Below are 24,807 nucleotides of genomic sequence, written 5' to 3' on the forward strand. Positions count from 1 at the left end.
GGTGGTGCAGCGCTACATGGACAAGCACGTCAGCCCCGCGCTGGAAGAAGCGGCGGCGCAACTGCGCAACCTGAGCCTGCAGGTGCAGACCAACCTCGGCAAGTCGAAGAGCCTGCTGGGCCTGCGGGTGGAAATGGATGAAGGCAATCCCTTCGTCTACGAAGTGAGCCTGGACGGCTACCTGGCCGCACCGAGCGAATCGACCCAGCCTGAAGGCGCTGAAACCGAAGTGCGCAGTCGTTTCTACCGGGCCGAGGTGTACCTGCACAACGGCAGCCAGGAATACGACTTGATGGGCTTCACCCAGGAGCAGATCACCCGTGATGTGCTCGATCAGTTCGAAAGCCATCGGCAGCTCCTTGGCCGTGTCTATAGCTGAAGGTTGAAGAGGGCGGTGCGACTCTGTGGCGAGGGAGCTTGCTCCCGCTGGGTGGCACCGCCACCCCGATGACTGCATCGGGTTCCAACAGGCGGATCGCGGAGCCAGGCTTTACATCTGCTTCGCGCTGGCGCGCCAGCCCGACCAAGCGGGAGCAAGCTCCCTCGCCACACATACTTAAGGTCGTACCAATGAAAACGCCGCGATTGCTCGCGGCGTTTTCGTTTCTGCCAATCAGCCCAGGTTCTTGCCGAGCAGGGCGTGGTAGAGCTCGCTGTCGCCGAGAATCCCCACCACTTTCTGGTCGTCGTGGAGCACCAGCTTGTTGCCGGTCTGGTAGCGGATCTGCAAGGCGTCGCGCATGCCGATATTGGAATCCACCAGGGTCGGGCGCCGGCCCAGTTCTTCCACCGACTGACCGGGCACCCAGTTCTGCAGGTCCAGGTGCGAGCCGTTGCGTCGCGCGCCCTTGATGGTGTTGCCCTCGGCCAGGTCGAGCCAGGAGTCGCCACCCGGGTCCAGGCAGACCGAGCCGTTGACCCGCTTGCAGTTGTCCAGGCTGCGCATCAGGCTGCGCCCGCAGAGCACGTTCAGCGGGTTGGTATGGGCGACGAAGGTGCGCACATAGTCGTCCGCGGGGTTGAGCACGATCTCTTCCGGCTTGCTGTACTGGATGATTCGCCCGTCTTTCATGATGGCGATGCGGCTGCCCAGCTTCAGGGCTTCGTCCAGGTCGTGGCTGACGAAGACGATGGTCTTGCTCAACTTGCGTTGCAGTTCCAGCAACTCGTCCTGCAGGCCCTGGCGAATCAGCGGGTCGAGGGCCGAGAAGGGTTCGTCCATCAGCAGGATATCGGCGTCCATGGCCAGGGCGCGGGCCAGGCCCACGCGCTGCTGCATGCCGCCGGACAATTCATCGGGCTTCTTGTTACGCCACTGGGTCAGGCCCACCAGTTCGAGCTTCTCGTCCACCAGCTTGCGCCGTTCCTTCTCGGGACGGCCCTGCATCTCCAGGCCGAAGCTGATGTTCTCGCGCACCGTCAGCCAGGGCATCAGGGCGAATTTCTGGAACACCATGGCGATGCGCTGGGTGCGCATCATCTTCAGTTCCGCCGGGGTGCAGGAAGCGATATCGATCTGCCGCCCTTCATGCTCGACGAACAGCTGGCCGCGGCTCACGGTGTTGAGGCCATTGATGCAGCGCAACAGGCTCGACTTGCCGGAGCCGGAAAGGCCCATCAGCACGCAGATCTCGCCTTTCTGGATATCCAGGCTGGCTTTCTCGACGCCGACTATCTGCCCGGTCTTCTTCAGGATCTCGTTGCGGGTCATGCCCTGGTCCAGCAGCTTGAGCGCCTCGCGCGGGTCCTTGGAGAAAATCACGTCTACCTTGTCGAAGCGGATAATGCTCATGCGTCACCTCCTACTTTGGCTTCAGGTTGTTTGCAGATACGGTCGAGCATGATCGCCAGCAGCACGATCGCCAAGCCGGCTTCGAAACCCAGGGCGATATCGGCGGTATTGAGTGCGTTGACCACCGGCTTGCCCAGGCCGTCGGCGCCCACCAGGGCGGCGATCACCACCATCGACAGCGACAGCATGATGCACTGGGTGATGCCGGCGGCGATGCTCGGCATGGCGTGGGGCAGCTCAATGCGCGACAACAACTGACGGCGCGAACAGCCGAAGGCCTTGCCCGCGTCCATCAACTCTTGTGGAACATCGCGAATGCCCAGGTAGGTCAGGCGGATCGGCGCGGCGATGGCGAATACCACGGTGGAGATCAGCCCCGGCACCACGCCCAGGCCGAACAGGGTCAGGGTCGGGATCAGGTAGACGAAGGTGGGTACGGTCTGCATCAGGTCCAGAACCGGACGCATCATGGTGTAGAACAGCGGCTTGTGCGCGGCGACTATGCCCAGGGGCACGCCGATCAGCACGCAGACCAGGGTGGCGAACAGCACCTGGGCCAGGGTCTCCATGGTTTCCTGCCAATAACCCAGGTTGAGGATCAGCAGGAACGACAGCACAACGAAAAGGGTCAGGCCCCATTTGCGCTGGATCAGGTGCGCGAGCAGGGCGATCAGGCCGATCAGGGCCAGGGGGTTGAACCAGGTCAGCGCGAACGTCACGCCGTGGATCATGGTTTCCAGGGTGGTGGCAATCGCGTCGAAGGTGCTGGCGCCGTGCTTCGTCAACCACTCTACGAAAGCCGCGATGTACTGACCCAGGGGGATTTTCTGATCAATGAGCATGGTATTGAACGTCCGCATGCGAGGAAAAAACAGCCCGGGCGGGCAGGCCCGCCCGGCGTAAACGACTACTGGTCAAGCTTGGCTTTCACGGCGTCCAGGCCAGGTTTACCGTCAATGGTGGTGACTCCCGCAAGCCAGGTATCGAGCACCTGTGGGTTCTTCTTCAGCCAGGCCTTGGCGGCCGCGTCAGGCTTCATCTTGTCGTCCAGAACGTTGCCCATCAGCGAGCTTTCCATGTTCAGGGTGAACGACAGGTTCTTCAGCAGCTGGCCAACGTTGCTGCATTCCTGGCTATAGCCCTTGCGGGTATTGGTGTAGATGGTGGCCTGGCCGAAGTTGGGGCCGAAGTAGTCGTCGCCGCCGGTCAGGTACTTCATCTTGAAGCGCGTGTTCATCGGGTGCGGTTCCCAGCCCAGGAACACCACCGCGGTGTCGCGCCGCTGGGCACGCTCGACCTGGGACAGCATGCCCGCCTCGCTGGACTCCACCACCTTGAAGCCGGCGTCCTTCAGGCCGAAGGCGTTCTTGTCGATCATGCTCTGGATGGTGCGGTTGCCGTCGTTACCCGGCTCGATGCCGTAGATCTTGCCGTCCAGTTCCTTCTTGAACTTGACGATGTCGGCGAAGTCTTTCAGGCCCTTGTCATACAGCGACTCGGGCACCGCCAGGGTGTACTTGGCGTTCTCCAGGTTGGCGCGCAGGGTTTCCACGGTGCCGGCATCGCGGTAGGGCTTGATGTCGTTTTCCATGGTCGGCATCCAGTTGCCGAGGAACACGTCCATGTTCTTGCCGTCGGCCAGGGACTTGTAGGTCACCGGCACGGAAATCATGGTGGTCTTGGTCTTGTAGCCCAGGGCGTTGAGCACGAAGCTGGTGGTGGCGGTGGTCACGGTGATGTCGGTCCAGCCGACATCGGAGAAGTTTACGGTGCTGCATTGCGCCGGTTCTGCGGCTTGTGCCAGAAGCGGCAGACTCAGCATGGCGGCCAACAACAACGACGGGGAACCTTTCATAGGGGGGACTCCTGGATGTTTTTCTGGCGGCGTGTGGACCGCGCTTATAAGTGTGGCGGTTGGTGTGCCGGGGACAGCTCTACCACCGTGCCTTGCAATCGAGTCGAGACTGATCATGTACCAGTGAAAAACTGTCGCCTACGGGGTGCGTCGTATCCAGTACAGGGAGGGTCGCATCCAGTGTCGGTGAGGTCGCTTACAGTGTTTTCGGGCCTTTTTTCCTCCATCTGAGCCGCAAAAAACGCCCGCAACCCGAGCCTGGCGCCAGGCGGCGTTGGTGGGCATGAGTGAGTCGGTGTCAGACGTCGAGGGCCTTGGTAAAAGCCTGATGATGCGCCCTTCTCGGCGGATTGCAGCTTGAGCGTAGCAGCTCCGTCAGTGGGCGTTTTTGGCGCCCGGACTGTGCTCATCGAGGAGTCGCGCAGCCATGGCTATCAGTGTTTTCGACTTGTTTAAAATTGGTATCGGTCCTTCCAGTTCCCACACCGTGGGACCCATGCGCGCGGCGGCGCTGTTCGTCCAGGCGCTGAAGGAGCGACAGCTGCTGGAGCAGGTAAGGCGCATCGAGGTGCAGCTCTATGGTTCGCTGTCCGCCACCGGTATCGGCCACGGCAGCGACAACGCGGTCATCATGGGCCTGATGGGCGAGTGGCCGGACGCGATCGACCCGTCGCTGATCGGCCCCCGCATCGAGCGCCTGCGGGAAACCGACACGCTGCTGCTGGATGGGCGCCTGCCGCTGCCTTTTATATGGTCCCGGGACATGCGCCTGCTGGACGAGAACCTGCCCTTTCACCCCAATGCCATGCGCCTGGTAGCCGAAGGCGCGGGCGGCGAGCTGCACCGTGATACCTACTATTCGGTGGGCGGCGGTTTTGTTGTCGACCAGGCCCAGGCCAGCAGCGGTGTGGCGGACCTGGATCGCAGCGAGCTGCCCTACGACTTCTCCAGCGCCCAGGAACTGCTCGACCTGTGCCAGACGCACCAGCTGCGGGTGGCCGAGCTGATGCTGGCCAATGAGAAGGTCTGGCGTTCCGAGGAGGAAATCCGCAGCGGCCTGATGACCCTCTGGCGCGCCATGCAGGACTGCGTGGAGCAGGGGCTCAAGCACGAAGGCATCCTGCCCGGCGGGCTCAATGTGCGGCGCCGCGCGGCCAAGCTGCATCGCAGCCTGCAGGAGCTGAACAAGCCCAACGTGATTGGTTCCACCTTGAGCGCCATGGAATGGGTCAACCTCTTCGCCCTGGCGGTGAACGAGGAGAACGCCGCCGGCGGGCGCATGGTCACCGCCCCCACCAATGGCGCGGCAGGGATCATTCCGGCGGTGCTGCACTACTTCATGAAGTTCAGCGAGCAGGTCACCGACGCCAATGTGGTGGACTTCTTCCTCGGTGCGGCGGCCATCGGCATCCTGTGCAAGAAAAACGCCTCGATCTCCGGCGCCGAAGTGGGTTGCCAGGGGGAAGTGGGCTCGGCCTGCGCCATGGCCGCCGCCGGCCTGGCGGAGATTCTCGGGGCCACCCCGGAGCAGTTGTGCAACGCCGCGGAAATCGGCCTGGAGCACAACCTCGGGCTGACCTGCGACCCGGTAGGCGGGCTGGTGCAGGTGCCTTGCATCGAGCGCAATGCGATTGCCGCGGTGAAGGCGATCAACGCCGCGCAGATGGCGCTGCGCGGTGATGGCCAGCACTTCATTTCCCTGGACCGGGTGATTCGCACCATGCGCGATACCGGCGCCGACATGCACGACAAGTACAAGGAGACTTCTCGCGGCGGGCTGGCGGTCAGTGCGGTGGAGTGCTAAGGCTTTTCTCGGCGAAACTCCGGCCCTTTGCCCACGGATGCGCGCACAAATCGCTCACTGGATGGGGCCCACGCCACCTTTTAGCGCGTCGTGAATAGACACGTTGCCCAGGGGCCGGGAGGGCGTCGCCGCTCGTCGGCCGACTGTGCTTTGAGTGACACTCACCGCGCCTGGCGCGCGGTGTGCCCCGGGCAAGTGCTACCTAACTGCTCACAGCCTTCCCTGCGCGCCTGCCGTCCTGGTTTACGGCGCTTCTAATCCGCACATTGGCAAGGGCTATATAGACGCATCGCGACGTCGTTTTCAGGAGTTATTGAATACCCATTCAACTTTAGGCATGGCAATTGCTCTGTGATCAGCAAGCCCGTCCCTCGAGTGACAGGGCACATAAAAAGAGCCTCCGCCTGAGGCCATCACCCGCTTTGTGTGAGGAGATATCGCGATGACGTCGTTCAACTCCGGGGCCCAACCCCAGAACCGTGCGCCTCAATCCATCGGCTTTCTGCTGCTGGACAATTTCACGCTGATTTCCCTGGCCTCCGCAGTCGAACCGCTGCGCATGGCCAATCAACTGTCCGGTCGCGAGCTGTACCGCTGGACCACCCTCAGCGTCGATGGCGGCCAGGTCTGGGCCAGTGATGGCCTGCAAATCACCCCCGATGCCGCGATGCACAAAGCCCCGAGCCTGGACACCGTGATCGTCTGCGGCGGTATCGGCATCCAGCGCACCGTAACCCGCGAGCATGTTTCCTGGTTGCAGAGCCAGGCCCGCCAGTCGCGGCGCCTGGGCGCGGTGTGCACCGGCAGCTGGGCCCTGGCCTGTGCCGGCCTGCTGGACGGTTTCGATTGCAGCGTGCACTGGGAATGCCTGGCGTCGATGCAGGAAGCCTTCCCCCGGGTGGCCATGAGCACTCGTCTGTTCACCCTCGACCGCAACCGTTTCACCAGCTCCGGCGGCACCGCGCCGCTGGACATGATGCTGCACCTGATCAGCCGCGATCACGGCCGCGAGCTGTCGGCGGCGATCTCGGAAATGTTCGTCTACGAGCGCATCCGCAACGAGCAGGATCATCAGCGCGTGCCGCTCAAGCACATGCTCGGCACCAACCAGCCCAAGCTCCAGGAAATCGTCGCGCTGATGGAGGCCAACCTTGAAGAGCCGATCGACCTCGACGAGCTGGCGGTGTATGTCGCGGTGTCCCGGCGCCAGTTGGAGCGGCTGTTCCAGAAGTACCTGCACTGCTCGCCGTCGCGCTATTACCTGAAGTTGCGGCTGATCCGTGCCCGGCAACTGCTCAAGCAGACGCCGATGTCGATCATCGAAGTGGCGTCGGTGTGCGGTTTCGTCTCCACGCCGCACTTCTCCAAGTGCTACCGCGAGTACTTCGGCATTCCGCCGCGGGACGAGCGCATCGGCTCCAACACCACCCAGCAGGTGGCGATGATGCCGCTGCCGCAGGCCATGGTCCTGGCGCCTTTGTCCGGCCCGCTGTCGGCCCTGAGCCAGGCGCGCAACGAGTCGACCTTCGCCAGCGTGCGCCTGTAGTCACAGGCGTTTCTTGAAATACACCACGCGCTCGGTTTCCTCGAAGCCGAGCGCCTGGTGCAGGCTCTGGCTGGCCAGGTTGTCCAGGCTGGTGTCCGAGGCCATTTCCACGCACCCCTGCTGCTGTCCCCAATTGGCGACCTGCTCGATCAGTTCCTGGGCGATGCCCTGGCGCCGGTGCTCGGGGTCTACATAGATGCCTTCGAGAAACACCACCGGCGAGTGGTCGGTGCCATTGACGTAGTCGTGGCGCAAGGCCGCTTCGGCCAGGCCCACGGCGTCACCCTTCTCGTTGAAGGACAACCAGCAGCCGTAGCGCTCAGGCTCGGCGAGGATGTGGTGGATTTCAGCCTGGTGCTTGTCCTGCGGGCAATCGGGCCACAGCTCCTGGCGCAATTGCAGCCAGCCGCTGGCGTTGGCGAGTGAACCGGGTTGAATGGGGAGCATGAGGGGTTACCTGTTTCTGCACTGTGGCTGCGCACTCTAGCAACCGGCTCATGCCCCGGGGAAATTCACGCGCGTTTGTGCTGCTGGAACTCGGCCAGGGCCGGCAGCAGCTGGCGGTCGATGGCCTGGCGCACGGCGGGCAGAATGGTCGCATTGCCGGTGAGCATCTGCTCCACCATGCCTTTGAGCGCCTTGGCTCGCGCATCGCTCAAGCCCCTTACCGCACATTCGCAGGCCTGCTCGGCGCTGGCGCCGGCGGGCATCTCGAAACCCAGGGCGCGAAGTTGTCCCAGCAGGTCGTCCTGATCAATCAAATCCGCATGCATCATGACGCTTGTCCTTTTTCAGGGGCGGTGGTCGTCAGGCGATTCTGGTAGGCCGTCCAGGTGGCGGCAAGGGCAGATTGTCGCGATGGCCCGTTTACCTATGAACAGGTCGTTTTCGGCTAAGTCCGGCACCCAGGCCTGCTTGTCATGGTGGCGACCCGAGTTGCAGAGAAACCAGCACCGGTCGTTGCGCGCGGAGGTATTCTGCGCACGCGGTCGGTGTCTGGCAGGGTGGCCGCTCACTTGCAAACCATGGAGCTGTAGTCGATGAAAGTGCTGTTCAAAGGAGGCCTAGCAGCTGGGTTGTGGATGCTTTGCAGTGCTGCCTGGGCGGCGCCTGTGTGTGCCGACTTTCTGCGCGAGGCTGGCGATCCGCCGGCGGTGCTCGAGTTTGTTCGCTGTGAATCCGCGCCGCAGGACCAGGGGGCACCGCTGACCGCCACCTACCGGGTCAAGGGTCGCGACGCCCATCAAGTTGAGCGCTACCTGCAGCGCCATTGGGGCGTGCAGGGCGACTTGAAATTCGCCTGTTGCGGTTGGGAAACCAAGGGCTTCACCTTCTATCGAGAGCCCAGGAGCGGCCGCGGATACCAGATCGGCATGGGCTCCGAGGAGACGCTCTACAACCGGCGGGAGCAGTGGCCCAAGATCGGTTATTTCTATGTGACCGTGGTGCTTTATACCGAAGAGATCTGATGCACGCCCCGTGACCTTTTTACCTATGGCCAGGTCGCTTTCGGCTAACCCGCGGCTGGGCGGAATGGGCAGACTGAACCCAGCTGGCGTCGTGATGGTTTGGTCACCCTCTCACTGCAGCTCCTCAGAAGTAGTCCCTGCCTCGATCCTGTCACGGCTTGATCGGGGCTTTTTTTTGCCTGTGGAGTGCTTCGCCGGCAAGCCGGCTCCTACAGGTGGAGCCGGCTTGCCGGGTGGATGCGAGTCAACGTTGCAGGACCAGGATGCGTGAGAGCAGCTCATCGCGATCGATATAGCAGCCCTGGAAATGCCGGGCGCCGCTGGCCGGGTCGAAGGCGTTGCGTGCGTGCAGGGTGCGGCGGTTGTCGAAGCACCAGAGCTGGCCCGGATCGAGGCGGCGGATCACCCGGAAGCGGGCTTCGCGGGTCATGCCGATAAAGCGCCGGTAGGCGCGGTAAAGCAGGGGCATCTGCTGTTCCGAGGTGTCGAAGGGGCCGCGCAGGAAGTTGGCCATGCGGATTTCCGCGATCTGGCCCAGGGCATCCAGGGCGATGATCGGCGCCAGGCAGCGGTAGTCGCTGTGGCGATCCTTGTTGCGAAACTCCACGGGGATCTCGCACAGGGCGCGGAACGCCTCGGGATCTTCCCGGCGCAGGGATTCGGCAATGGCGAAACCGTCGACGAAAATGCTTTCGCCACCCACCGCGTCATTCACCAGGCAATGCAGAAATTGCAGCCCCGGTTGTAGCTCGCGGGTCGGTAGGTCGCTGTGCAGCGGCAGGTTGAAGGCGGTGTAGGCATTGCTGTCGGCATCGGCCTTGGACTGCACATTGAATAGCACGCCGAAATTGCTCTCGCGGATAAACGCGATGCGTCGGGCGATCTGCGCCAGTGAGCCGGGTTCGGTTGGCGCGCCACGAACCTGGGTCAGGCCAGTATCACGCAAGGCCAGCAGCCATTGCAGCAGTGCCTGGGAATCGTCCATCAGTGCCTGATACTCGAATGCCGGCAGTTGCAGGCTGGCGTCCCACAGCTGGCGTTGAACCCTGGCGGCCTGGCGTTCCTCGCGGGATTGCCGGTCGTAGGCGTGGGCCCGCAGCCAGCCGGGGTCGAAGCGGCTGCGGTGGCCGTCCGTCCAGCTCAGTGCCAGACAACCTTGTTCATCGATATGCGCCGCCGCGCAGCCGAGGTCGTCGGGCACATCGATGATCTCCAGCACCTGTTCACGGGTCACGCTGTACACGCAGTGCGGGCAGGGGCAGTTGTCCCGCAGCCACTGATGATGAAAGGGGCTGGCGCGGCCGTCGGCCCAGTGCACCTGGACCTGGTCCGGCAGCAACTGGAGGCTGGCCAATGGGCTGATCAACGGATAACTGCGGTAGTCGGCAAGGACGGCGGTGTTCACGGCGATCTCCTGTTCTTTAGCTGATTATCTTGCCTCGGGCAGGCCGATTACCCGGCCGATATAGGCCGGGCGCGGCAGTTCGGCCTGTTCCGCGGCCATGGCTTGCAGGCGTTGCAGCACCGGCTCGCTGAAGGGCGCCGAATGCGGGCCGGCCAGGTCCACGTGGAGCAGCATCTGTTCATTGCCGGCCAGCTCCTGCGGGTCGCCGACCTTGTGCAGGCTGTGGTACAGGTGCAGGCGCTTGCGATCGTGGCCGATGATCTGGGTGCGCACTTCGACCTCGGTGTCGAGCTTCACTTCGTGCAGGTAGTTCAGGTGCAGTTCCAGGGTGAACAGCGAGTGGCCGCTGGCCTCGCGGTGGTCGCTGTCGAGCCCCAGGCGATCCATCAGGGCATCGGTGGCGTAGCTGAAAATCAACAGGTAGAAGGCATCGCGCAGGTGGCCGTTGTAGTCGACCCAGTCGCGGCTGATGCGGGTGTTGTAGGTGGTCAGGGCAGGCATGGGGTCACCAGTTGAAGGTAGGAGTTGGCTTGCCGGCGAAGGCTTCTGCCTGAGTGCTGCCAGGCGTGTGGGCCGGTTCGCTGGCAAGCCAGCTCCTACGGGGGGTTAGTCGTGAAAGTGCATGCCGTGCTTGGCCTTGGTGGTTTTTACCGCCTCCAGCACGGCCAGCAGGCAGTCATCACGGTAGCGCTCCAGGGCCGAAATGCTCTGGCTGCCCAGTTGCTCGGTGGTGCCTTCGACCACGTCGTCGATCAGCTTGTCGGTCAACTGCGGGGCCGGCAGGTAGGTCCAGGGCAGTTGCAGCGCCGGGCCGAACTGGGCCATGAAGTGGCGCATGCCGGCATCGCCGCCCGCCAGGGTGTAGGTGAGGAAGGTGCCCATGAACGACCAGCGCAGGCCGGCGCCAAAACGTATCGCGTCGTCGATCTCGCCGGTGGTCGCCACGCCGTCGTTGACCAGGTGCAGGGCCTCGCGCCACAGGGCTTCGAGGAGGCGGTCGGCGATGAACCCGGGGACTTCCTTGCGCACGTGCAAGGGCCGCATGCCCAGGGATTCATAGACCTTGATCGCGGCCTGGATCGCTTCGGGTGCGGTGCGCTGGCCGCCCACCACCTCCACCAGCGGCAGCAGGTACACCGGGTTGAACGGGTGGCCCACCACGCAGCGTTCCGGGTGGGTCGAGCCTTCGTAGAATTCACTGGGCAGCAGCCCCGAGGTGCTGGAGCCGATCAGGGCGTTGGGTTTGGCCGCGGCGCTGATCTTGCTGTGCAGCTCGAGCTTGAGTTCCAGGCGTTCGGGGGCGCTTTCCTGGATGAAGTCGGCGTCCTTCACGCATTCCTCGATGGTTGCGACAAAGCGCAGGCGCTGCTGGGAGGCGCCGGGGGCCAGGCCGTTTTTCTCCAGGGCGCCCCAGGCATTGGCCACGCGTTTGCGCAAAGCCGCCTCGGCACCGGGGGCCGGGTCCCAGGCCACCACGTCCAGGCCGTGGGCCAGGGCGCGGGCCACCCAGCCGCTGCCGATCACGCCGCTGCCCAGGGCGGCAAAGGTCTTGATTTCGGTGATAAAGGTCATCGCGTCTTCCTGAGAAAAGAGTCTGTAGGAGCTGGCTTGCCAGCGAAGCTGTTGGCGGCCTTGCGGGCCTCTTCGCGAGCAAGCTCGCTCCTACAAGGGGAGAATGGTTCGGCTCAGCCGCGTTGCGTCAGGCCCATTTTCTTGCGGCCCTCGGCGGGGGTCAGGACCCGGGCGCCGAGGCGGTTGAGAATCTCCGTGGCCCGTTCCACCAACTGGCCATTGGTGGCCAGCACGCCCTTGTCCAGCCACAGGTTGTCTTCCAGGCCGACCCGCACGTTGCCCCCCAGCAGCACCGCTTGCGCGGCCATGGGCATTTGCATGCGGCCGATGCCGAAGCCGGCCCAGACCACGTCCGCCGGCAGGTTGTCGACCATGGCCTTCATGGTGGTGGTGTCGGCCGGGGCGCCCCAGGGAATGCCCAGGCACAGCTGGAACAGCGGGTTGTCCAGCAGGCCTTCCTTGATCATCTGCTTGGCGAACCACAGGTGGCCGGTGTCGAAGATCTCCAGCTCGGCCTTCACCCCCAGTTCCTGGATGCGCTTGGCGCCGGCCCGCAGTTGGGCCGGGGTGGAGACGTAGATGGTGTCGCCGTCGCCGAAATTCAGGGTGCCGCAATCCAGGGTGCAGATTTCCGGCAGCAGTTCCTCGACATGGGCCAGGCGGGTCAGGGGACCCACCAGGTCGGTATGGGGACCGAACTCCATGGGCTTCTCGCCGGCGCCGATCTCCAGGTCGCCGCCCATGCCGGCGGTGAGGTTGACGATGATGTCGACGTCGGCCTCGCGGATGCGCTCCATCACTTCGCGGTACAGCGCCACATCCCGGCTGAACTTGCCGGTGGCCGGGTCACGCACATGGCAATGCACCACGGTGGCACCTGCCTTGGCGGCCTCTACCGCGGCGGCGGCAATCTGTTTCGGGGTGACCGGCACATGGGGGCTCTTGGCGGCGGTGTCGCCAGCACCGGTGAGTGCGCAGGTGATGATGACGTCGTGGTTCATGGTGCGATTCCTTACAGGCATGTTTGCTGGGGGCGTGAGGTTGCCGGTGGCAGCCCGGGGCGGGCTGCGCTTGGCGTGGCTGAGGTTTACTGGCGGGTCAGTTGCAGGTGTTCGGCAGCTGGCTTGCCATCGAAGGTGGTGACCCCTTCAAGCCAGCGCTGTTTGTCTTGCGGGTGATCCTTGAGCCACTGCCGGGCGGATTCCAGGGCGTCCTTGTGATCCAGCAGCGGCTGCATCATGCGGCTCTCGTCGTCGGCGCTGAAGGTCAGGTTGCTCAGCAACCGATGCACGTTCGGGCACTGCTCGGCGTAGCTGGGCGCAGTGACGGTCCACACCGTGGCCTGGCCCTCGTTCGGGCCCAGGGCGTCGTCGCTGCCGTTGAGGTAGGTCATCTTGATATTGACGTTCATCGGGTGCGGCGCCCAACCGAAGAACACGATCGCCTCGTTGCGCTTCACCGCCCGCGCCACCGCCGAGAGCATGCCGGCCTCGCTGGACTCCACCAGCTGGAACTTGCCCAGGCCGAACTGGTTCTTGGCGATCATTTCCTTGATCTGGGTATTGGCCCCGGAGCCGGGCTCGATGCCGTAGATCTTGCCCCCCAGCTGTTTCTCGAACTTGCTGATATCGGCGAAAGTTTTCAAACCCTGGTCCGCCAGGTAGCTGGGCACGGCCAGGGTGGCGCGGGCGTCCTTGAGGCTGGGTTCGGCCAGCACCTTGACCTGCTTGGCGTCGACGAAGGGGGTGATGGTCTGGGTCATCAGCGGGTTCCAGTAGCCCAGGAACAGGTCCAGGCGCTGGTCGCGGATGCCGGCGAAGATGATCTGCTGCGAGGCGCTGGTCTGCTTGGTCTTGTAGCCGAGGCCGTCGAGCAGTACCTGGGTCATGGCACTGGTGGCGATCACGTCGGTCCAGTTGACCACCCCCAGGCGCACATTCTGACAACTGGCGGCGTCGGCGGCGACAGCCCCCGAACTCAGAAAAACGCTACCACTTAGAGCAAGAACACAGCTGCTGATCAGTCGTTTCATGGTGGTTCCCTCGGCAGGTCGTTATTGTCGGCCCCGGCGTCTTGATGCGCGGGTGATGCCAAGGTACGCAGGGCCTGGAGGCGGAAAACGCACAGCGGCGACCGAGTCTTGCACTGCAGCGACCTGGCCCTTGTGAGGCTTGGGCATTTGGCGTATCACAGGGCCCACGCGGGTTGTCGCCGGAGTGCGTTGCATGTCCCAGGACTTCTATTTCCTGCTGATGCCGGGTTTTTCCGCCATTGGCTTTATCTCCGCCATCGAGCCCTTGCGGGTGGCCAATCGCTTTCGCGGCGAGCTGTACCGCTGGCATGTGCTCAGCGCCGATGGCGGCCCGGTGCTGGCCAGCAATGGCATGTCGGTGAATGTCGACGCGGCCCTGGAGCCGTTGAAGAAGGGCGCGACCCTGTGGGTGGTGGCCGGCTTCGAGCCGTTGAAGTTCCTCACCCCGGCCCTGGAGCACTGGCTGCGGCGGCTGGATGGGGAAGGGGTGATCCTCGGCGGCATCGACACCGGCAGCGTGATTCTCGCCGAGAGCGGCCTGCTGGAAGGGCATCGGGTGACCCTGCACTGGGAGGCCATCGAGGCCTTCAAGGAGTCCTACCCACAGCTCGGGGTGACCCAGGAACTGTTCGAGATCGACCGCCGGCGCATCACCTGTGCCGGTGGCACGGCGTCCATCGACATGATGCTCGACCTGATCGCCCAGGCCCACGGCCCGCAGCTGGCGATCCAGGTCAGCGAGCAGTTCGTGCTGGGGCGCATCCGCCCGCGCAAGGATCACCAGCGCATGGAAGTCGCCACCCGCTACGGCATTAACAACAAGAAGCTGGTGCAGGTGATTGGCGAGATGGAGCAGCACAGCGAACCGCCCCTGAGCACCCTGGCCCTGGCCGAATCGATCAAGGTCACCCGACGCCAGCTTGAACGGCTGTTTCGCCTGCACCTGAATGACACCCCGAGCAACTTCTACCTGGGCCTGCGCCTGGAGAAGGCCCGGCAGCTGCTGCGCCAGACCGACATGAGCGTGCTGGAGGTGAGCATCGCTTGCGGTTTCGAGTCGCCGTCCTATTTCACCCGCAGTTATCGTGCGCGTTTCAGCCACTGCCCACGGGAAGACCGGCGCCAGTTGGGCGGGGGGCGCGAGCTGGTTTGACAGGGTTTTATAGCTAATTATACTCGTGACTATAAATTATAGTCGTGGCAATAATTGAGTATAAAACCATGTCGAAAAGCAGCGGTTTCGTCTTTCGCCGGCCGGCCCTGGCGCTCAGTATTGCCGATGGTCTGGTAGGGGTTGGCCTCCAGGACTACAGCTCGGGGCTGTTCCTCGCCGCGCCTCGGCGCACCGGCAAGAGCACTTTCCTGCGCGAGGACCTGTTGCCCGAGTGCCGGCAGCGGGGCTGGCTGGCGGTCTATGTCGACCTCTGGGCCAATCGCGAAAGAGACCCTGCCGAGCTGATCGCCGCCGCTATCGCCGAGGCCCTGGTGCCTTTCGAGAAGGGTATCCGCAAGCTGGCCAAGTCGTTGGGGGTGGAGAAACTGAGCTTTCTACGCACCCTGTCCTGGGATTTCAGCAAGTCCCAGCTGCCCGAGGGCGCGACCCTGACCCAGGCCCTGGAACTGTTGCACAGCGCGGCGGGCAAGACCGTGGTGCTGGTGATCGACGAAGCCCAGCATGCCCTGAGCTCCGAGGCCGGGCTCAACGCCATGTTTGCCCTCAAGGCCGCCCGCGACCAGCTCAACCAGGGCCGGGGCCAGGATACCGGCGGCCTGCACCTGGTGTTCACCGGTTCCAATCGGGACAAGCTGGCGCACCTGGTGCTCAACCGCAACCAGCCGTTCTTCGGCTCCAGCATCACTGCGTTTCCGCTGCTGGGGCGGGATTTCACCAAGGCCTATACGGCCCACCTGAATGCCCATCTGGCCTCCACCAACCAATTCAATGCCGATGATCTGGACCAGGCGTTCGAATGGGTGGGGCGGCGCCCGGAAATGCTCCGCAGCGTCATTGGCCAGGTGGCCCTGGAATTGGGCGAGGCCAGCCAGCTCGACGAGTTGTTGCGCAACAGTGCGGAGATCCTCCGGGCCGGAGTCTGGAGCGAGTTCGAAAGCGCCTGGAACGGCTTGACCCTATCCCAGCGCGCAGTACTGGAAGTGATGGTCGAGCGTTCGCTGCACAACCTGCCTTTCGCGCCCTTCACCGATGACACCCTAGCGGCGGTGGCCAAGGCCATGCGGGCCATGGGCAGCGATGCACAGCCCGGCACCCAGACGGTGCAGGCGTGCATCGATGCCCTGCGGGAAAAGGAGCTGGTGTGGAAATCCAGCCGTGGCGCCTATGCCCTGGAGGACAACTCGTTGGCCGACTGGCTGCAGCACTACCGAGGCCGCCGCTAGCAGGCCCCAGGGTTACTTCTTGAGCAGGGCGGCGCAGGCGGCCTTGTAGGCTTCGTGCTGGTACTTGTTGAGGCTCGCCGGCAGCTCGTAGGCATGTTTCTTGTGCTGGGCGCTGAGGGTCTGGGGCGACACCAGGGTCACTTCGCAATGCTCCAGCAGTTGCAGCACGCCTTCGATCTTGAAGGTGGTGGGGCCGCCGGCGAATTCGCCTTTCTTGCTGCGCTTCTTGATGGCGATGCGGCTGATGCCCTGTTCCCGGACAAAGGCCGCGACCTGGGCGGCGAAGCTGCGCACGTTGCTCGCCTCATCGTCGTCGTCCAAGGCGATTTTCTTGATGTTCAGCGCCAGGTGTTGCGGCGCACCGTCTTGCAGGGTGGCCAGGGCGAAGATGGCTTCGCTGCCCTTGATCTCGATACCGCAGATGCTCATGTAGAACCCTTTCCAAAAGTGACTGGGGCACAGCTTACAGCTGCAACTGCTCGGCGCGAATGCCGAAGGCTGCGGCGATTCTTTCCCGGGTGCTCTTGCGCGGCCGGGCCACGCTTTCCTGCTGGGCGAAGGCCGGCTGGGAGATCCCCAAGCGCTTGGCGACTTCGTCCTGGGTCAGTTGCAGATGCTCGCGCCAGGCACGGATCGGTGTGGCGCCGTCGACGATGCGACTGACCACGGCATGGGGAATCAGGTCGGGCTCCTGGTGCCGCGCGACGTATTGTGCGTAGGGAATCACCACGAACGCCGGCTTGCCGTCCGGACCATGGATGATTTGGATGTCAGTAGGTGCGTTCATCACGTTTCTTGACCTCTTGAACACTGACGATATGGATGGCCCCGTCCTAGTCGAACAGTACGCGGTACTGGCCGACCCGCAGGCGATAGGCGTAGGCATGGCCGGACAGGGGCCTGACGTTGCTGCTGATGGGCATGTCGGCCAGCAGGGCGACGGCGTCGCGAATCTGCCCCCGATGCTCGCTGTGCAAGCGCAGCAACTGCTTGACCGCTTTTCTACTCCAGAGGATCTCGTTCATGGTGGACTATATAAGTCTTTTATAAGTATTTCTAATCCTTGCTTATATTTTCCCCGCCGCCAACGGCACAACCTTATCCCTTTGTTGCCTGTGCCGGCTTTACCAGGTGGTCGATTGCCCGCGCCGGTCCACCTCGTACACCTTGTGCTTGAGCAGGCGTTCCTTGAGCCAGCGCTCGGCCTTGCCCATCACCCGCTGCCGGGCCCAGAGCAGGTCCACCCCCACCAGCCAGTCGGTGTGGGGGTAGGCGCCCAATTGCAGTTCCACCAGTTCGCCCTTGGCCAGTTCGCGCTGGATCAGCTGCCGCGGCAGGGTGGCCCAGCCCAGGCCCGCGCGCACCATTTCCAGCAGTGCCAGGTAGTTTTCCGCCCGCCACAGCTGGGTGGCGCGCAGGTACTCGCTGCTGGGCAGCTTGTCGGCATGGGCGCTGAAGGCCAGGCGCCGGTGCACATGCAGGTCGTCGAAGGTCACGTTGTCCAGCTGCGCCAAGGGGTGATCCGGGTGGCAGACGTGCAACATGATCAGCTTGCCCAGCTGCTGGAACTCCAGTTCCTGGGGGTAGCCGGGCTGGGAGAAGGCGATGCCCAGCGCCGCCTCGCCGCGGGTCACCAGCTCGCTGGCATCCCCGGACAGCGGGTGGCGGATCAGCAGGTCGACATAGGGAAAGGCCTGTTCGAATTCCCGTAGCACCGGCATCAAGGGGCCGTAGGGCGTCTCGATGACGATCGCCAGGCGCGGTTCCACCGCCTCGGCCAGGCAATCGGCGCTGGCTTGCAAGGTCAGGCAACGCTCCAGTACCGCTTCGGCCTGCAACAGCATCTTCTGCCCGGTGGCGGTCAGTTGCGGGCTGCGAGTGCTGCGGTCAAACAACTCCACCCCCAGGTCCGCTTCCAGGTTGGCAATCGCCACGCTGACCGTGGACTGGGTCTTGCCCAGCTTGCGCGCCGCGGCCGAGAACGAGCCGGTCTGCGCGGCCTGCACGAACATCTGCAATTGATCCAGTGAAAAGCGCATGGGTGTGCATCCCGGGTGGGTGGCCTGATCCATCGTTTAAAGCGATGGCTGCTCATTTGTTTCATCGTATTCAAGCACAGATTATCCGCTCCAGCGTTCGTACTTCCTGCCCGGGGATTTGCCCCGGAAACCTGCCAGAACAACAACTACAGCTGATTTTTCAGGAGACACACGACATGAGCCCCGATCCCGTTCATCCGGTGGATGAAATCTTGCCCTTGCGCCAGCTCTTCACCTTCGGCCTGCAGCATGTGCTGGTGATGTACGCCGGCGCCGTGGCGGTGCCGCTGATTCTCGGTAGCGCCCTGGGGTTGAGCGCCGCCCAGGTGGTGTTGCTGATCAACGCCAACCTGCTGACCTCGGGGCTCGCCACCCTGATCCAGACCCTGGGTTTCTGGCGCTTTGGCGCCCGTCTGCCGATGATCCAGGGCTGCTCGTTCATCGCCCTGGCGCCGATGATCATGATCGGCAAGGAATTCGGCCTGACCGAGGTGTTTGGCGCGGTGATCGCCGCCGGGGCCATAACCATCGCCCTGGCGCCGGTGTTCAGCCGCCTGTTGCGGTTCTTTCCGCCGGTGGTGATCGGCAGCCTGATCACCATCATCGGCATCTCGCTGATGCCGGCCGCGGCCATCTGGCTCGGGGGCGGCAACCCGGCGGCGGAGAATTTCGGCGCCCCGGCCAACCTGTTGCTGGGGCTGGCCACGGTGGCGGTGACCCTGGTGATCTATGCCAAGTTCTCCGGGTTTATCGGCAACCTCAGCGTGCTGATCGGCCTGCTGCTGGGCAGTCTGATCGCCGCCGCCTTCGGCATGACCCACTTCAGCCAGGTGGGCAGTGCGGCCTGGTTCGAGCTGAGCCCGCCCATGGCGTTCGGCAGGCCGCAGTTCTCCCTGATGCCGACCCTGGTGATGACCCTGGCAATGCTGGTGATCATGGCCGAGACCACCGGCAACTGCCTGGCCATCGGCAAGCTCACCGGCAAGCCGGCCACCCAGCGCACTCTCGGCGATGCCTTTCGCGCCGACGGCCTGTCCACCCTGCTCGGTGGCCTGTGCAACAGCTTTCCCTACAACGCCTTTACCCAGAACACCGGGCTGATTGCCCTTTCCAATGTGCGCAGCCGCTTCGTGGTGGCAGCGGCGGGGGCGATCATGGTGCTGATGGGCCTGTTTCCCAAGCTCGGCGCGCTGATTGCCGCGGTGCCGACTCCGGTGCTGGGCGGCTGCGCCATCGTGATGTTCGGCATGACCACCGTGGCCGGCATTCAGGAGCTGTCGCGGGTGACCTTCGAAGGCACCCGCAACGGCATCATCGTCGCGGTGTCGGTGAGCGTCGGAGTCTTGCCGATGTCCTTTCCGGCCTTGTTCGCCCACGCCGGTGGTGCCCTCAAGCTGGTGCTGGAAAGCGGCATCTTCCTGGGTGCGATCACCGCCATCGTGCTCAACCTGCTGCTCAATTCCGATACCCGCGAAGGGCTTGGGCACACCGCCGAGCTCAACGACTGAGCGCCTTTCCTCCGCCCCGTTGCCGGGGCGGGCTTGTTGTGCAAACCCATAAGGAGGTCGACATGACCCATTTCTCTTCCCTTGTACCTGCCGGTGTCAGTGAACTGGACCTGCAACTGCTGCGCCAGAGCATCGAGCTGGCCGAAGCGGCCAAGGCCCGCGGCCGCCATCCGTTCGCTGCCCTGGTGGCCGACCGCGACGGCAAGGTCATCGCCAGTGCCGGCAACAATTCCATGCCCCCTGAAGGCGACCCAACCCAGCACGCCGAGCTGGCCGCCGCTGCCCTGGCCGCCAGGCTGCTGGGGCCCGAGGAGCTGGCGCGCTGCACCCTGTACACCAGCGCCGAGCCCTGCTGCATGTGCGCCGGGGCCATCTACTGGACCGGCATCGGCCGGGTGGTCTACGCCCTGTCGGAACATGCGCTGCTGGGGCTGACCGGTGATCACCCGGAGAACCCGACCTTTTCCCTACCATGCCGTGAAGTGTTCGCCCGGGGGCAGCGGCAGATCCCGGTCTTCGGGCCGATGCTGGAAGAGGAAGCGGCCCGGGCGCACCAGGGGTTCTGGAAGTGAACGCCGGGGTTTCCATCCATGTGGTGGATGTGGCCAGCGGCCAGGTGGCCGAAGGCCTGCCGGTGCGGGTCCGGCCCCTGGGTGGGGAGTGGCTGTGTGCCGGTCGGATAGCCGGCGATGGTCTGCTGCGGGAATTAAGCGGGCTGGCGGCACGCTTCGAGCAGGGCGTTTACGAAGTGGAGCTGGAAGTGGCGAGCTTCTATCGTGAGCTGGGCCAGGCGCTACCGGCGGTGCCCTTTCTCGATGTGCTGCTGTACCGCTTCGGCCTGGACGACCCGCGCCAGCACTACCATCTGCCGTTCAAGCTCACCGCCTGGGGCGTCTCCTGCTTTCGCGGCGGCGCCTGAGCCGACGGACTTTGCCCCTGCTTTTCTGTAGGAGCGAGCTTGCTCGCGAAGCTCCTGGGGTCAAGCAGGGGGCTGTTCGCGGGCAAGTCCGCTGCTACGGGCAGAGGGTCATTCCTGGGCGATGGACTCGATGAATTCCGAGCGTTCATCGCTCATCCGCGCCAGGCAGTCGTTATTGGCAATGTTGTAGGCCTTGCTGCCGGGTTTGGCCGGAAAGACCTCCAGCGCGCAGTCGGCATCGCGCTGTTTCTGCCACGACTGCTGGGCATTGCGCACCTTGGCGCTGATATCCGCCAGTTGCGCCTTGTCGTTGGCGTACAGGGTGCCCAAGCGTTCCAGCAGGCTTTGCACGTTATCGCCCAGCAACTGCTCGGCGGTGGTCCTGTTGTAGGTCGCGCACTCCAGGGTCTGCACGTCGTTTTCGACGCCGTCGCAGGGGGTGTTGTCGGCCTCTTCGGCCGCCTGTGCGCCCGTCGCCAGCAGTAGCAAGGCGAGGAAGATCGGTTTCATTGCAGCGCCGCCCCTAATCCAGTGAAACAGTTGATTAAAGCCGCGAATTCTGGCGCAAGCCCGAGGCAAAGAATAGTGGCCGCCGCTGCCCGGTCGTGCTCGGTTCACGGCCCTTTGTCGGCGCTTGACGCTTTCGGCAAACCCCCTGTCGTTTTTGCACCGAGGCGCCCCGGTGCTCAGGCATATGCTGGCCCCAAAGCGCCGGCAGACGATTCGGCGCATGAATCGCCAATAAAGGGGACAGCCTGATGAGCCCAGCCGAATTACACGCCGACAGCATCGTTATCGACGGGCTGATCATTGCCAAGTGGAACCGCGAGCTGTTCGAAGACATGCGCAAGGGCGGCCTGACCGCAGCCAACTGCACGGTGTCGGTCTGGGAAGGCTTCCAGGCCACGGTCAACAACATCGCCGCAAGCCAGAAGCTGATCCGCGACAACAGCGACCTGGTGATGCCCGTGCGCACCACCGCCGACATCCGCAAGGCCAAGGAACTGGGCAAGACCGGCATCCTCTTCGGCTTCCAGAATGCCCATGCCTTCGAAGACCAGATCGGCTATGTCGAGGTGTTCAAGCAGTTGGGCGTGGGCATTGTGCAGATGTGCTACAACACCCAGAACCTGGTGGGCACCGGCTGCTACGAGCGTGATGGCGGGCTCTCGGGCTTCGGTCGCGAGATCGTCGCCGAGATGAACCGCGCCGGGGTGATGTGCGACCTGTCCCATGTCGGCTCCAAGACCTCCGAGGAAGTGATCCTCGAATCGAAGAAGCCGGTCTGCTATTCCCACTGTCTGCCGTCGGGGCTCAAGGAGCACCCGCGCAACAAGTCCGATGCCGAGCTGAAGTTCATTGCAGACCATGGCGGTTTTGTTGGCGTGACCATGTTCGCGCCGTTCCTGGCCAAGGGCATCGACTCCACCATCGACGACTACGCCGAAGCCATCGAATACACCATGAATATCGTCGGTGAAGACTCCATCGGCATCGGCACCGACTTCACCCAGGGCCATGGCCAGGACTTCTTCGAGTACCTGACCCACGACAAGGGCTACGCTCGGCGCCTGACCAACTTCGGCAAGATCATCAACCCGCTGGGCATCCGCACCGTGGGCGAGTTCCCCAACCTGACCGAGACCCTGCTCAAGCGCGGCCACAGCGAGCGCGTGGTGCGCAAGATCATGGGCGAGAACTGGGTCAATGTCCTCAAGGACGTCTGGGGCGAGTAAGCCTCTCCAGCCCCCTTATCCGATTTCCCCCTGCCGTTCGCGCAGGGGCATTCACTGAATATCTGGAGTCACGTTTCCATGGCCAAGATCGCCCCGCAATTGCCTATCGAAGTCGACAGCGAAACCGGTGTCTGGACTTCCGACGCCCTGCCGATGCTCTACGTGCCACGGCATTTCTTCGTCAACAACCACATGGGCATCGAGGAAGTACTGGGTGCCGAGGCCTATGCCGAAATCCTCTACAAGGCCGGTTACAAGTCCGCCTGGCACTGGTGTGAGAAAGAAGCCGAATGCCATGGCCTGGAAGGCGTGGCGGTGTTCGAGCACTACATGAAGCGCCTGTCCCAGCGCGGCTGGGGCCTGTTCAAGATCCAGGACATCGACCTGGACAAAGGCACCGCCAGCGTCAAGCTCGAGCACTCGGCCTTTGTCTATGTGTACGGCAAGGTCGGGCGCAAGGTGGACTACATGTTCACCGGCTGGTTCGCCGGGGCCATGGACCAGATCCTGGCCGCTCGCGGCAGCAAGATTCGCACCGTGGCCGAGCAGCTCTACGGTGGTTCCGAAGAAGGTCACGACGATGGTCTGTTCGTCGTCAAACCCTTGTAAGCGGAGTTGAGAAAATGGCTTTCGAAGCGATGTTCCAGCCGATCCAGATCGGCAAACTGACCATCCGCAACCGCGTGCTCAGTACCGCCCACGCCGAGGTCTACGCCACCGACGGCGGCATGACCACCGAGCGCTACGTGAAGTACTACGAGGAAAAGGCCAAGGGCGGCATCGGCCTGGCGATCTGCGGCGGTTCCTCGGTGGTGGCCATCGACAGCCCCCAGGAATGGTGGAGCTCGGTGAACCTGTCCACCGACCGGATCATTCCGCATTTCCAGAACCTGGCCGACGCCATGCACAAGCATGGCGCCAAGATCATGATCCAGATTACCCACATGGGCCGGCGTTCACGCTGGGACGGCTTCAACTGGCCGACCCTGATGTCGCCGTCCGGGGTGCGTGAACCGGTGCACCGCGCCACCTGCAAGACCATCGAGCCGGAAGAGATCTGGCGGGTGATCGGCAACTACGCCCAGGCCGCGCGCCGGGCCAAGGCCGGCGGCCTGGACGGGGTGGAGCTGTCGGCGGTGCACCAGCACATGATCGACCAGTTCTGGAGCCCGCGGGTCAACAAACGGACCGACGAATGGGGCGGCACCTTCGAGAAGCGCATGCGTTTCGGCCTGGAAGTGCTCAAGGCGGTGCGCGCCGAGGTCGGCGACGATTTCTGCGTCGGCATGCGCATCTGCGGCGATGAATTCCACCCGGATGGCCTGTCCCACGAGGACATGAAGCAGATCGCCAAGTACTACGACGACACCGGCATGCTGGACTTCCTTGGCGTGGTGGGTTCGGGCTGCGACACCCACAACACCCTGGCCAACGTGATCCCCAACATGAGCTTCCCGCCGGAGCCGTTCCTGCACCTGGCGGCGGGCATCAAGGAAGTGGTCAAGGTGCCGGTGCTGCACGCGCAGAACATCAAGGACCCGAACCAGGCCACGCGGATTCTCGAAGGCGGTTATGTCGACATGGTGGGCATGACCCGCGCCCATATGGCCGACCCGCACCTGATCGCCAAGATCAAGATGGGCCAGATCGACCAGATCAAGCAGTGCGTCGGCGCCAACTACTGCATCGACCGCCAGTACCAGGGCCTGGACGTGCTGTGCATCCAGAACGCCGCCACCTCCCGTGAATACATGGGGGTGCCGCACATCATCGAGAAAACCACCGGCATCAAGCGCAAGGTGGTGGTGGTCGGTGCCGGCCCGGCCGGCATGGAGGCTGCCCGTGTGGCGGCCGAGCGCGGCCACGAGGTGACCCTGTTCGAGAAGAAAGAGGCCATTGGCGGGCAGATCACCACCGCCTCCAAGGCGCCGCAACGGGACCAGATCGCCGGCATCACCCGCTGGTACCAGCTGGAGCTGGCGCGGCTGAAAGTCGACCTGCGCCTGGGCACCGCGGCGGATAGCGCCACCATCCTCGACCTGCGCCCCGATGTGGTGGTGCTGGCGGTGGGCGGTCATCCCTTCATCGAGCAGAACGAACACTGGGGCGCCGCCGAAGGGCTGGTGGTCAGCAGCTGGGACATCCTCGACGGCAAGGTGGCGCCGGGCAAGAACGTACTGGTGTACGACACCATCTGCGAATTCACCGGCATGTCGGTCACCGACTTCATTGCCGACAAGGGCTCGCAGGTGGAGATCGTCACCGACGACATCAAGCCGGGCATTGCCGTGGGCGGCACCTCGTTCCCCACCTACTACCGCAGCCTGTACCCCAAGGAAGTGATCATGACCGGGGACCTGACCCTGGAGAAGGTCTACCGCGAAGGCGACAAGCTGGTGGCGGTGCTGGAGAACGAATACACCGGCGCCCGGGAAGAGCGGGTGGTGGACCAGGTGGTGGTGGAGAACGGCGTGCGCCCCGACGAAGAGCTGTACTACGGGCTCAAGGAGGGTTCGCGCAACAAGGGCCAGATGGACGTCGAGGCGCTGTTCGCGATCAAGCCGCAGCCTTGCCTCGGCGAAGCGGGGGAGGGCTACCTGCTGTTCCGCATCGGCGACTGCGTGTCCCAGCGCAACACCCATGCCGCCATCTACGACGCACTGCGCCTGTGCAAGGACTTCTAAGCCACTTCCTGTAGGAGCCGGCTTGCCGTAGCGAGGGAGCTTGCTCCCG

26 protein-coding genes and 1 pseudogene are annotated in these 24,807 nt (G+C 63.8%); 12 read left to right on the forward strand and 15 right to left on the reverse strand.

Features of this window, described 5'->3' with window-relative positions; genetic code table 11:
* The first annotated feature begins 16 nt into the window (after window positions 1–16).
* Window positions 17–379 carry a hypothetical protein gene (locus J4P02_RS05025; protein WP_426188378.1) on the forward strand — a complete coding sequence of 121 codons (363 nt, stop codon included), beginning with the start codon at window positions 17–19 and terminating at the stop codon, window positions 377–379.
* Between the two features lie 234 nt (window positions 380–613).
* On the opposite strand, the gene choV is transcribed toward J4P02_RS05025, so the two are convergent.
* From choV to J4P02_RS05040, 3 genes are all read right to left on the reverse strand, one after another.
* The gene (gene choV, locus J4P02_RS05030; RefSeq protein WP_426188380.1) at window positions 614–1,792 is read right to left on the reverse strand and encodes a choline ABC transporter ATP-binding protein; all 1,179 of its coding nucleotides are present in this window, start codon (window positions 1,790–1,792) and stop codon (window positions 614–616) included.
* Window positions 1,789–2,634, reverse strand: coding sequence for a choline ABC transporter permease subunit (choW, locus tag J4P02_RS05035; protein WP_426188382.1), 846 nt, complete (start codon window positions 2,632–2,634; stop codon window positions 1,789–1,791). The genes choV and choW overlap by 4 nt, the downstream gene beginning before the upstream one ends.
* A 65-nt stretch (window positions 2,635–2,699) precedes the next feature.
* Entirely contained in the window at window positions 2,700–3,647 is a 948-nt protein-coding gene (locus tag J4P02_RS05040) for a choline ABC transporter substrate-binding protein (RefSeq protein ID WP_426188384.1), read from the reverse strand.
* A 427-nt stretch (window positions 3,648–4,074) separates the two neighbouring features.
* Here J4P02_RS05040 and J4P02_RS05045 point away from each other — a divergent pair, with 427 nt between their 5' ends.
* Entirely contained in the window at window positions 4,075–5,451 is a 1,377-nt protein-coding gene (locus J4P02_RS05045) for an L-serine ammonia-lyase (RefSeq protein WP_426188386.1), read from the forward strand.
* A gap of 442 nt (window positions 5,452–5,893) precedes the next feature.
* A complete protein-coding gene (locus J4P02_RS05050; protein WP_011063935.1) occupies window positions 5,894–6,997 on the forward strand; it encodes a GlxA family transcriptional regulator in 1,104 nt (367 codons plus the stop codon).
* Here J4P02_RS05050 and aac(6') read toward each other — a convergent pair whose 3' ends face one another.
* Together aac(6') and J4P02_RS05060 are read right to left on the reverse strand one after the other, a co-directional pair.
* Entirely contained in the window at window positions 6,998–7,444 is a 447-nt protein-coding gene (gene aac(6'), locus J4P02_RS05055; RefSeq protein ID WP_426188388.1) for an aminoglycoside 6'-N-acetyltransferase, read from the reverse strand.
* A gap of 65 nt (window positions 7,445–7,509) precedes the next feature.
* A complete protein-coding gene (locus tag J4P02_RS05060) occupies window positions 7,510–7,773 on the reverse strand; it encodes a hypothetical protein (protein ID WP_426188390.1) in 264 nt (87 codons plus the stop codon).
* 264 nt (window positions 7,774–8,037) lie between these two features.
* Between J4P02_RS05060 and J4P02_RS05065 the strand changes: the two genes are divergently transcribed.
* A complete protein-coding gene (locus tag J4P02_RS05065; protein WP_426188392.1) occupies window positions 8,038–8,466 on the forward strand; it encodes a DUF4952 domain-containing protein in 429 nt (142 codons plus the stop codon).
* Between the two features lie 244 nt (window positions 8,467–8,710).
* On the opposite strand, the gene J4P02_RS05070 is transcribed toward J4P02_RS05065, so the two are convergent.
* The 5 genes from J4P02_RS05070 to J4P02_RS05090 all read right to left on the reverse strand — a co-directional run bounded on the left by J4P02_RS05070 (window position 8,711) and on the right by J4P02_RS05090 (window position 13,475).
* Window positions 8,711–9,871: a gamma-butyrobetaine dioxygenase gene (locus J4P02_RS05070; RefSeq protein WP_426188394.1), complete on the reverse strand. Its 1,161-nt coding sequence runs from the start codon at window positions 9,869–9,871 to the stop codon at window positions 8,711–8,713.
* Window positions 9,872–9,895: 24 nt separating this feature from the next.
* Entirely contained in the window at window positions 9,896–10,372 is a 477-nt protein-coding gene (locus tag J4P02_RS05075) for a thioesterase family protein (RefSeq protein ID WP_426188396.1), read from the reverse strand.
* A 105-nt stretch (window positions 10,373–10,477) separates the two neighbouring features.
* Window positions 10,478–11,443, reverse strand: a complete 966-nt coding sequence (locus J4P02_RS05080; RefSeq protein ID WP_426188398.1) for an L-carnitine dehydrogenase — start codon at window positions 11,441–11,443, stop codon at window positions 10,478–10,480.
* A 113-nt stretch (window positions 11,444–11,556) separates the two neighbouring features.
* Window positions 11,557–12,444, reverse strand: coding sequence for a 3-keto-5-aminohexanoate cleavage protein (locus tag J4P02_RS05085; protein WP_426188400.1), 888 nt, complete (start codon window positions 12,442–12,444; stop codon window positions 11,557–11,559).
* An 86-nt stretch (window positions 12,445–12,530) separates the two neighbouring features.
* The gene (locus J4P02_RS05090) at window positions 12,531–13,475 is read right to left on the reverse strand and encodes a choline ABC transporter substrate-binding protein (protein WP_426188402.1); all 945 of its coding nucleotides are present in this window, start codon (window positions 13,473–13,475) and stop codon (window positions 12,531–12,533) included.
* A 193-nt stretch (window positions 13,476–13,668) separates the two neighbouring features.
* On the opposite strand from J4P02_RS05090, the gene J4P02_RS05095 reads away from it, so the two are divergent.
* Together J4P02_RS05095 and J4P02_RS05100 are read left to right on the forward strand one after the other, a co-directional pair.
* On the forward strand, window positions 13,669–14,628 hold the full coding sequence (locus tag J4P02_RS05095; protein WP_426188404.1) for a GlxA family transcriptional regulator: 960 nt from the start codon (window positions 13,669–13,671) through the stop codon (window positions 14,626–14,628).
* Window positions 14,629–14,696: 68 nt separating this feature from the next.
* Entirely contained in the window at window positions 14,697–15,872 is a 1,176-nt protein-coding gene (locus J4P02_RS05100) for an AAA family ATPase (protein ID WP_426188406.1), read from the forward strand.
* Window positions 15,873–15,884: 12 nt separating this feature from the next.
* Here the strand turns inward: J4P02_RS05100 and J4P02_RS05105 are convergent, their stop codons facing one another.
* The 4 genes and pseudogenes from J4P02_RS05105 to J4P02_RS05120 form a co-directional block, all read right to left on the reverse strand.
* Window positions 15,885–16,301, reverse strand: a complete 417-nt coding sequence (locus tag J4P02_RS05105; protein ID WP_426188408.1) for a DUF3010 family protein — start codon at window positions 16,299–16,301, stop codon at window positions 15,885–15,887.
* A gap of 34 nt (window positions 16,302–16,335) precedes the next feature.
* Window positions 16,336–16,659, reverse strand: a complete 324-nt coding sequence (locus tag J4P02_RS05110; RefSeq protein WP_426188410.1) for a helix-turn-helix domain-containing protein — start codon at window positions 16,657–16,659, stop codon at window positions 16,336–16,338.
* Window positions 16,643–16,897: pseudogene (locus J4P02_RS05115) on the reverse strand (type II toxin-antitoxin system RelE family toxin). The gene J4P02_RS05110 and the pseudogene J4P02_RS05115 overlap by 17 nt, the downstream one beginning before the upstream one ends.
* Before the next feature lie 99 nt (window positions 16,898–16,996).
* Window positions 16,997–17,911 carry a LysR family transcriptional regulator gene (locus J4P02_RS05120; RefSeq protein WP_426188412.1) on the reverse strand — a complete coding sequence of 305 codons (915 nt, stop codon included), beginning with the start codon at window positions 17,909–17,911 and terminating at the stop codon, window positions 16,997–16,999.
* A 176-nt stretch (window positions 17,912–18,087) separates the two neighbouring features.
* Here J4P02_RS05120 and J4P02_RS05125 point away from each other — a divergent pair, with 176 nt between their 5' ends.
* The 3 genes from J4P02_RS05125 (at window position 18,088) to J4P02_RS05135 (ending at window position 20,338) form a co-directional block, all read left to right on the forward strand.
* Complete coding sequence (locus J4P02_RS05125; protein ID WP_426188414.1) at window positions 18,088–19,419, forward strand: nucleobase:cation symporter-2 family protein; 1,332 nt, start codon at window positions 18,088–18,090, stop codon at window positions 19,417–19,419.
* Between the two features lie 62 nt (window positions 19,420–19,481).
* Entirely contained in the window at window positions 19,482–19,991 is a 510-nt protein-coding gene (locus J4P02_RS05130; RefSeq protein WP_426188416.1) for a deaminase, read from the forward strand.
* The gene (locus J4P02_RS05135) at window positions 19,988–20,338 is read left to right on the forward strand and encodes a hydroxyisourate hydrolase (RefSeq protein WP_426188418.1); all 351 of its coding nucleotides are present in this window, start codon (window positions 19,988–19,990) and stop codon (window positions 20,336–20,338) included. Before J4P02_RS05130 ends, J4P02_RS05135 begins: the two co-directional genes overlap by 4 nt.
* Window positions 20,339–20,446: 108 nt before the next feature.
* Here the strand turns inward: J4P02_RS05135 and J4P02_RS05140 are convergent, their stop codons facing one another.
* The gene (locus tag J4P02_RS05140; RefSeq protein ID WP_426188420.1) at window positions 20,447–20,848 is read right to left on the reverse strand and encodes a lysozyme inhibitor LprI family protein; all 402 of its coding nucleotides are present in this window, start codon (window positions 20,846–20,848) and stop codon (window positions 20,447–20,449) included.
* A gap of 248 nt (window positions 20,849–21,096) precedes the next feature.
* On the opposite strand from J4P02_RS05140, the gene J4P02_RS05145 reads away from it, so the two are divergent.
* The 3 genes from J4P02_RS05145 to dgcA all read left to right on the forward strand — a co-directional run bounded on the left by J4P02_RS05145 (window position 21,097) and on the right by dgcA (window position 24,758).
* Window positions 21,097–22,074: a dipeptidase gene (locus J4P02_RS05145; RefSeq protein WP_426188422.1), complete on the forward strand. Its 978-nt coding sequence runs from the start codon at window positions 21,097–21,099 to the stop codon at window positions 22,072–22,074.
* Between the two features lie 78 nt (window positions 22,075–22,152).
* Window positions 22,153–22,683 carry a DUF5943 domain-containing protein gene (locus J4P02_RS05150; RefSeq protein WP_426188424.1) on the forward strand — a complete coding sequence of 177 codons (531 nt, stop codon included), beginning with the start codon at window positions 22,153–22,155 and terminating at the stop codon, window positions 22,681–22,683.
* A 14-nt stretch (window positions 22,684–22,697) separates the two neighbouring features.
* Window positions 22,698–24,758, forward strand: coding sequence for a dimethylglycine demethylation protein DgcA (gene dgcA, locus J4P02_RS05155; RefSeq protein ID WP_426188426.1), 2,061 nt, complete (start codon window positions 22,698–22,700; stop codon window positions 24,756–24,758).
* The last annotated feature ends 49 nt before the right edge of the window (window positions 24,759–24,807 follow it).

It is taken from the genome of Pseudomonas sp. NFXW11 (assembly GCF_049887815.1).
Taxonomy (GTDB): domain Bacteria; phylum Pseudomonadota; class Gammaproteobacteria; order Pseudomonadales; family Pseudomonadaceae; genus Aquipseudomonas.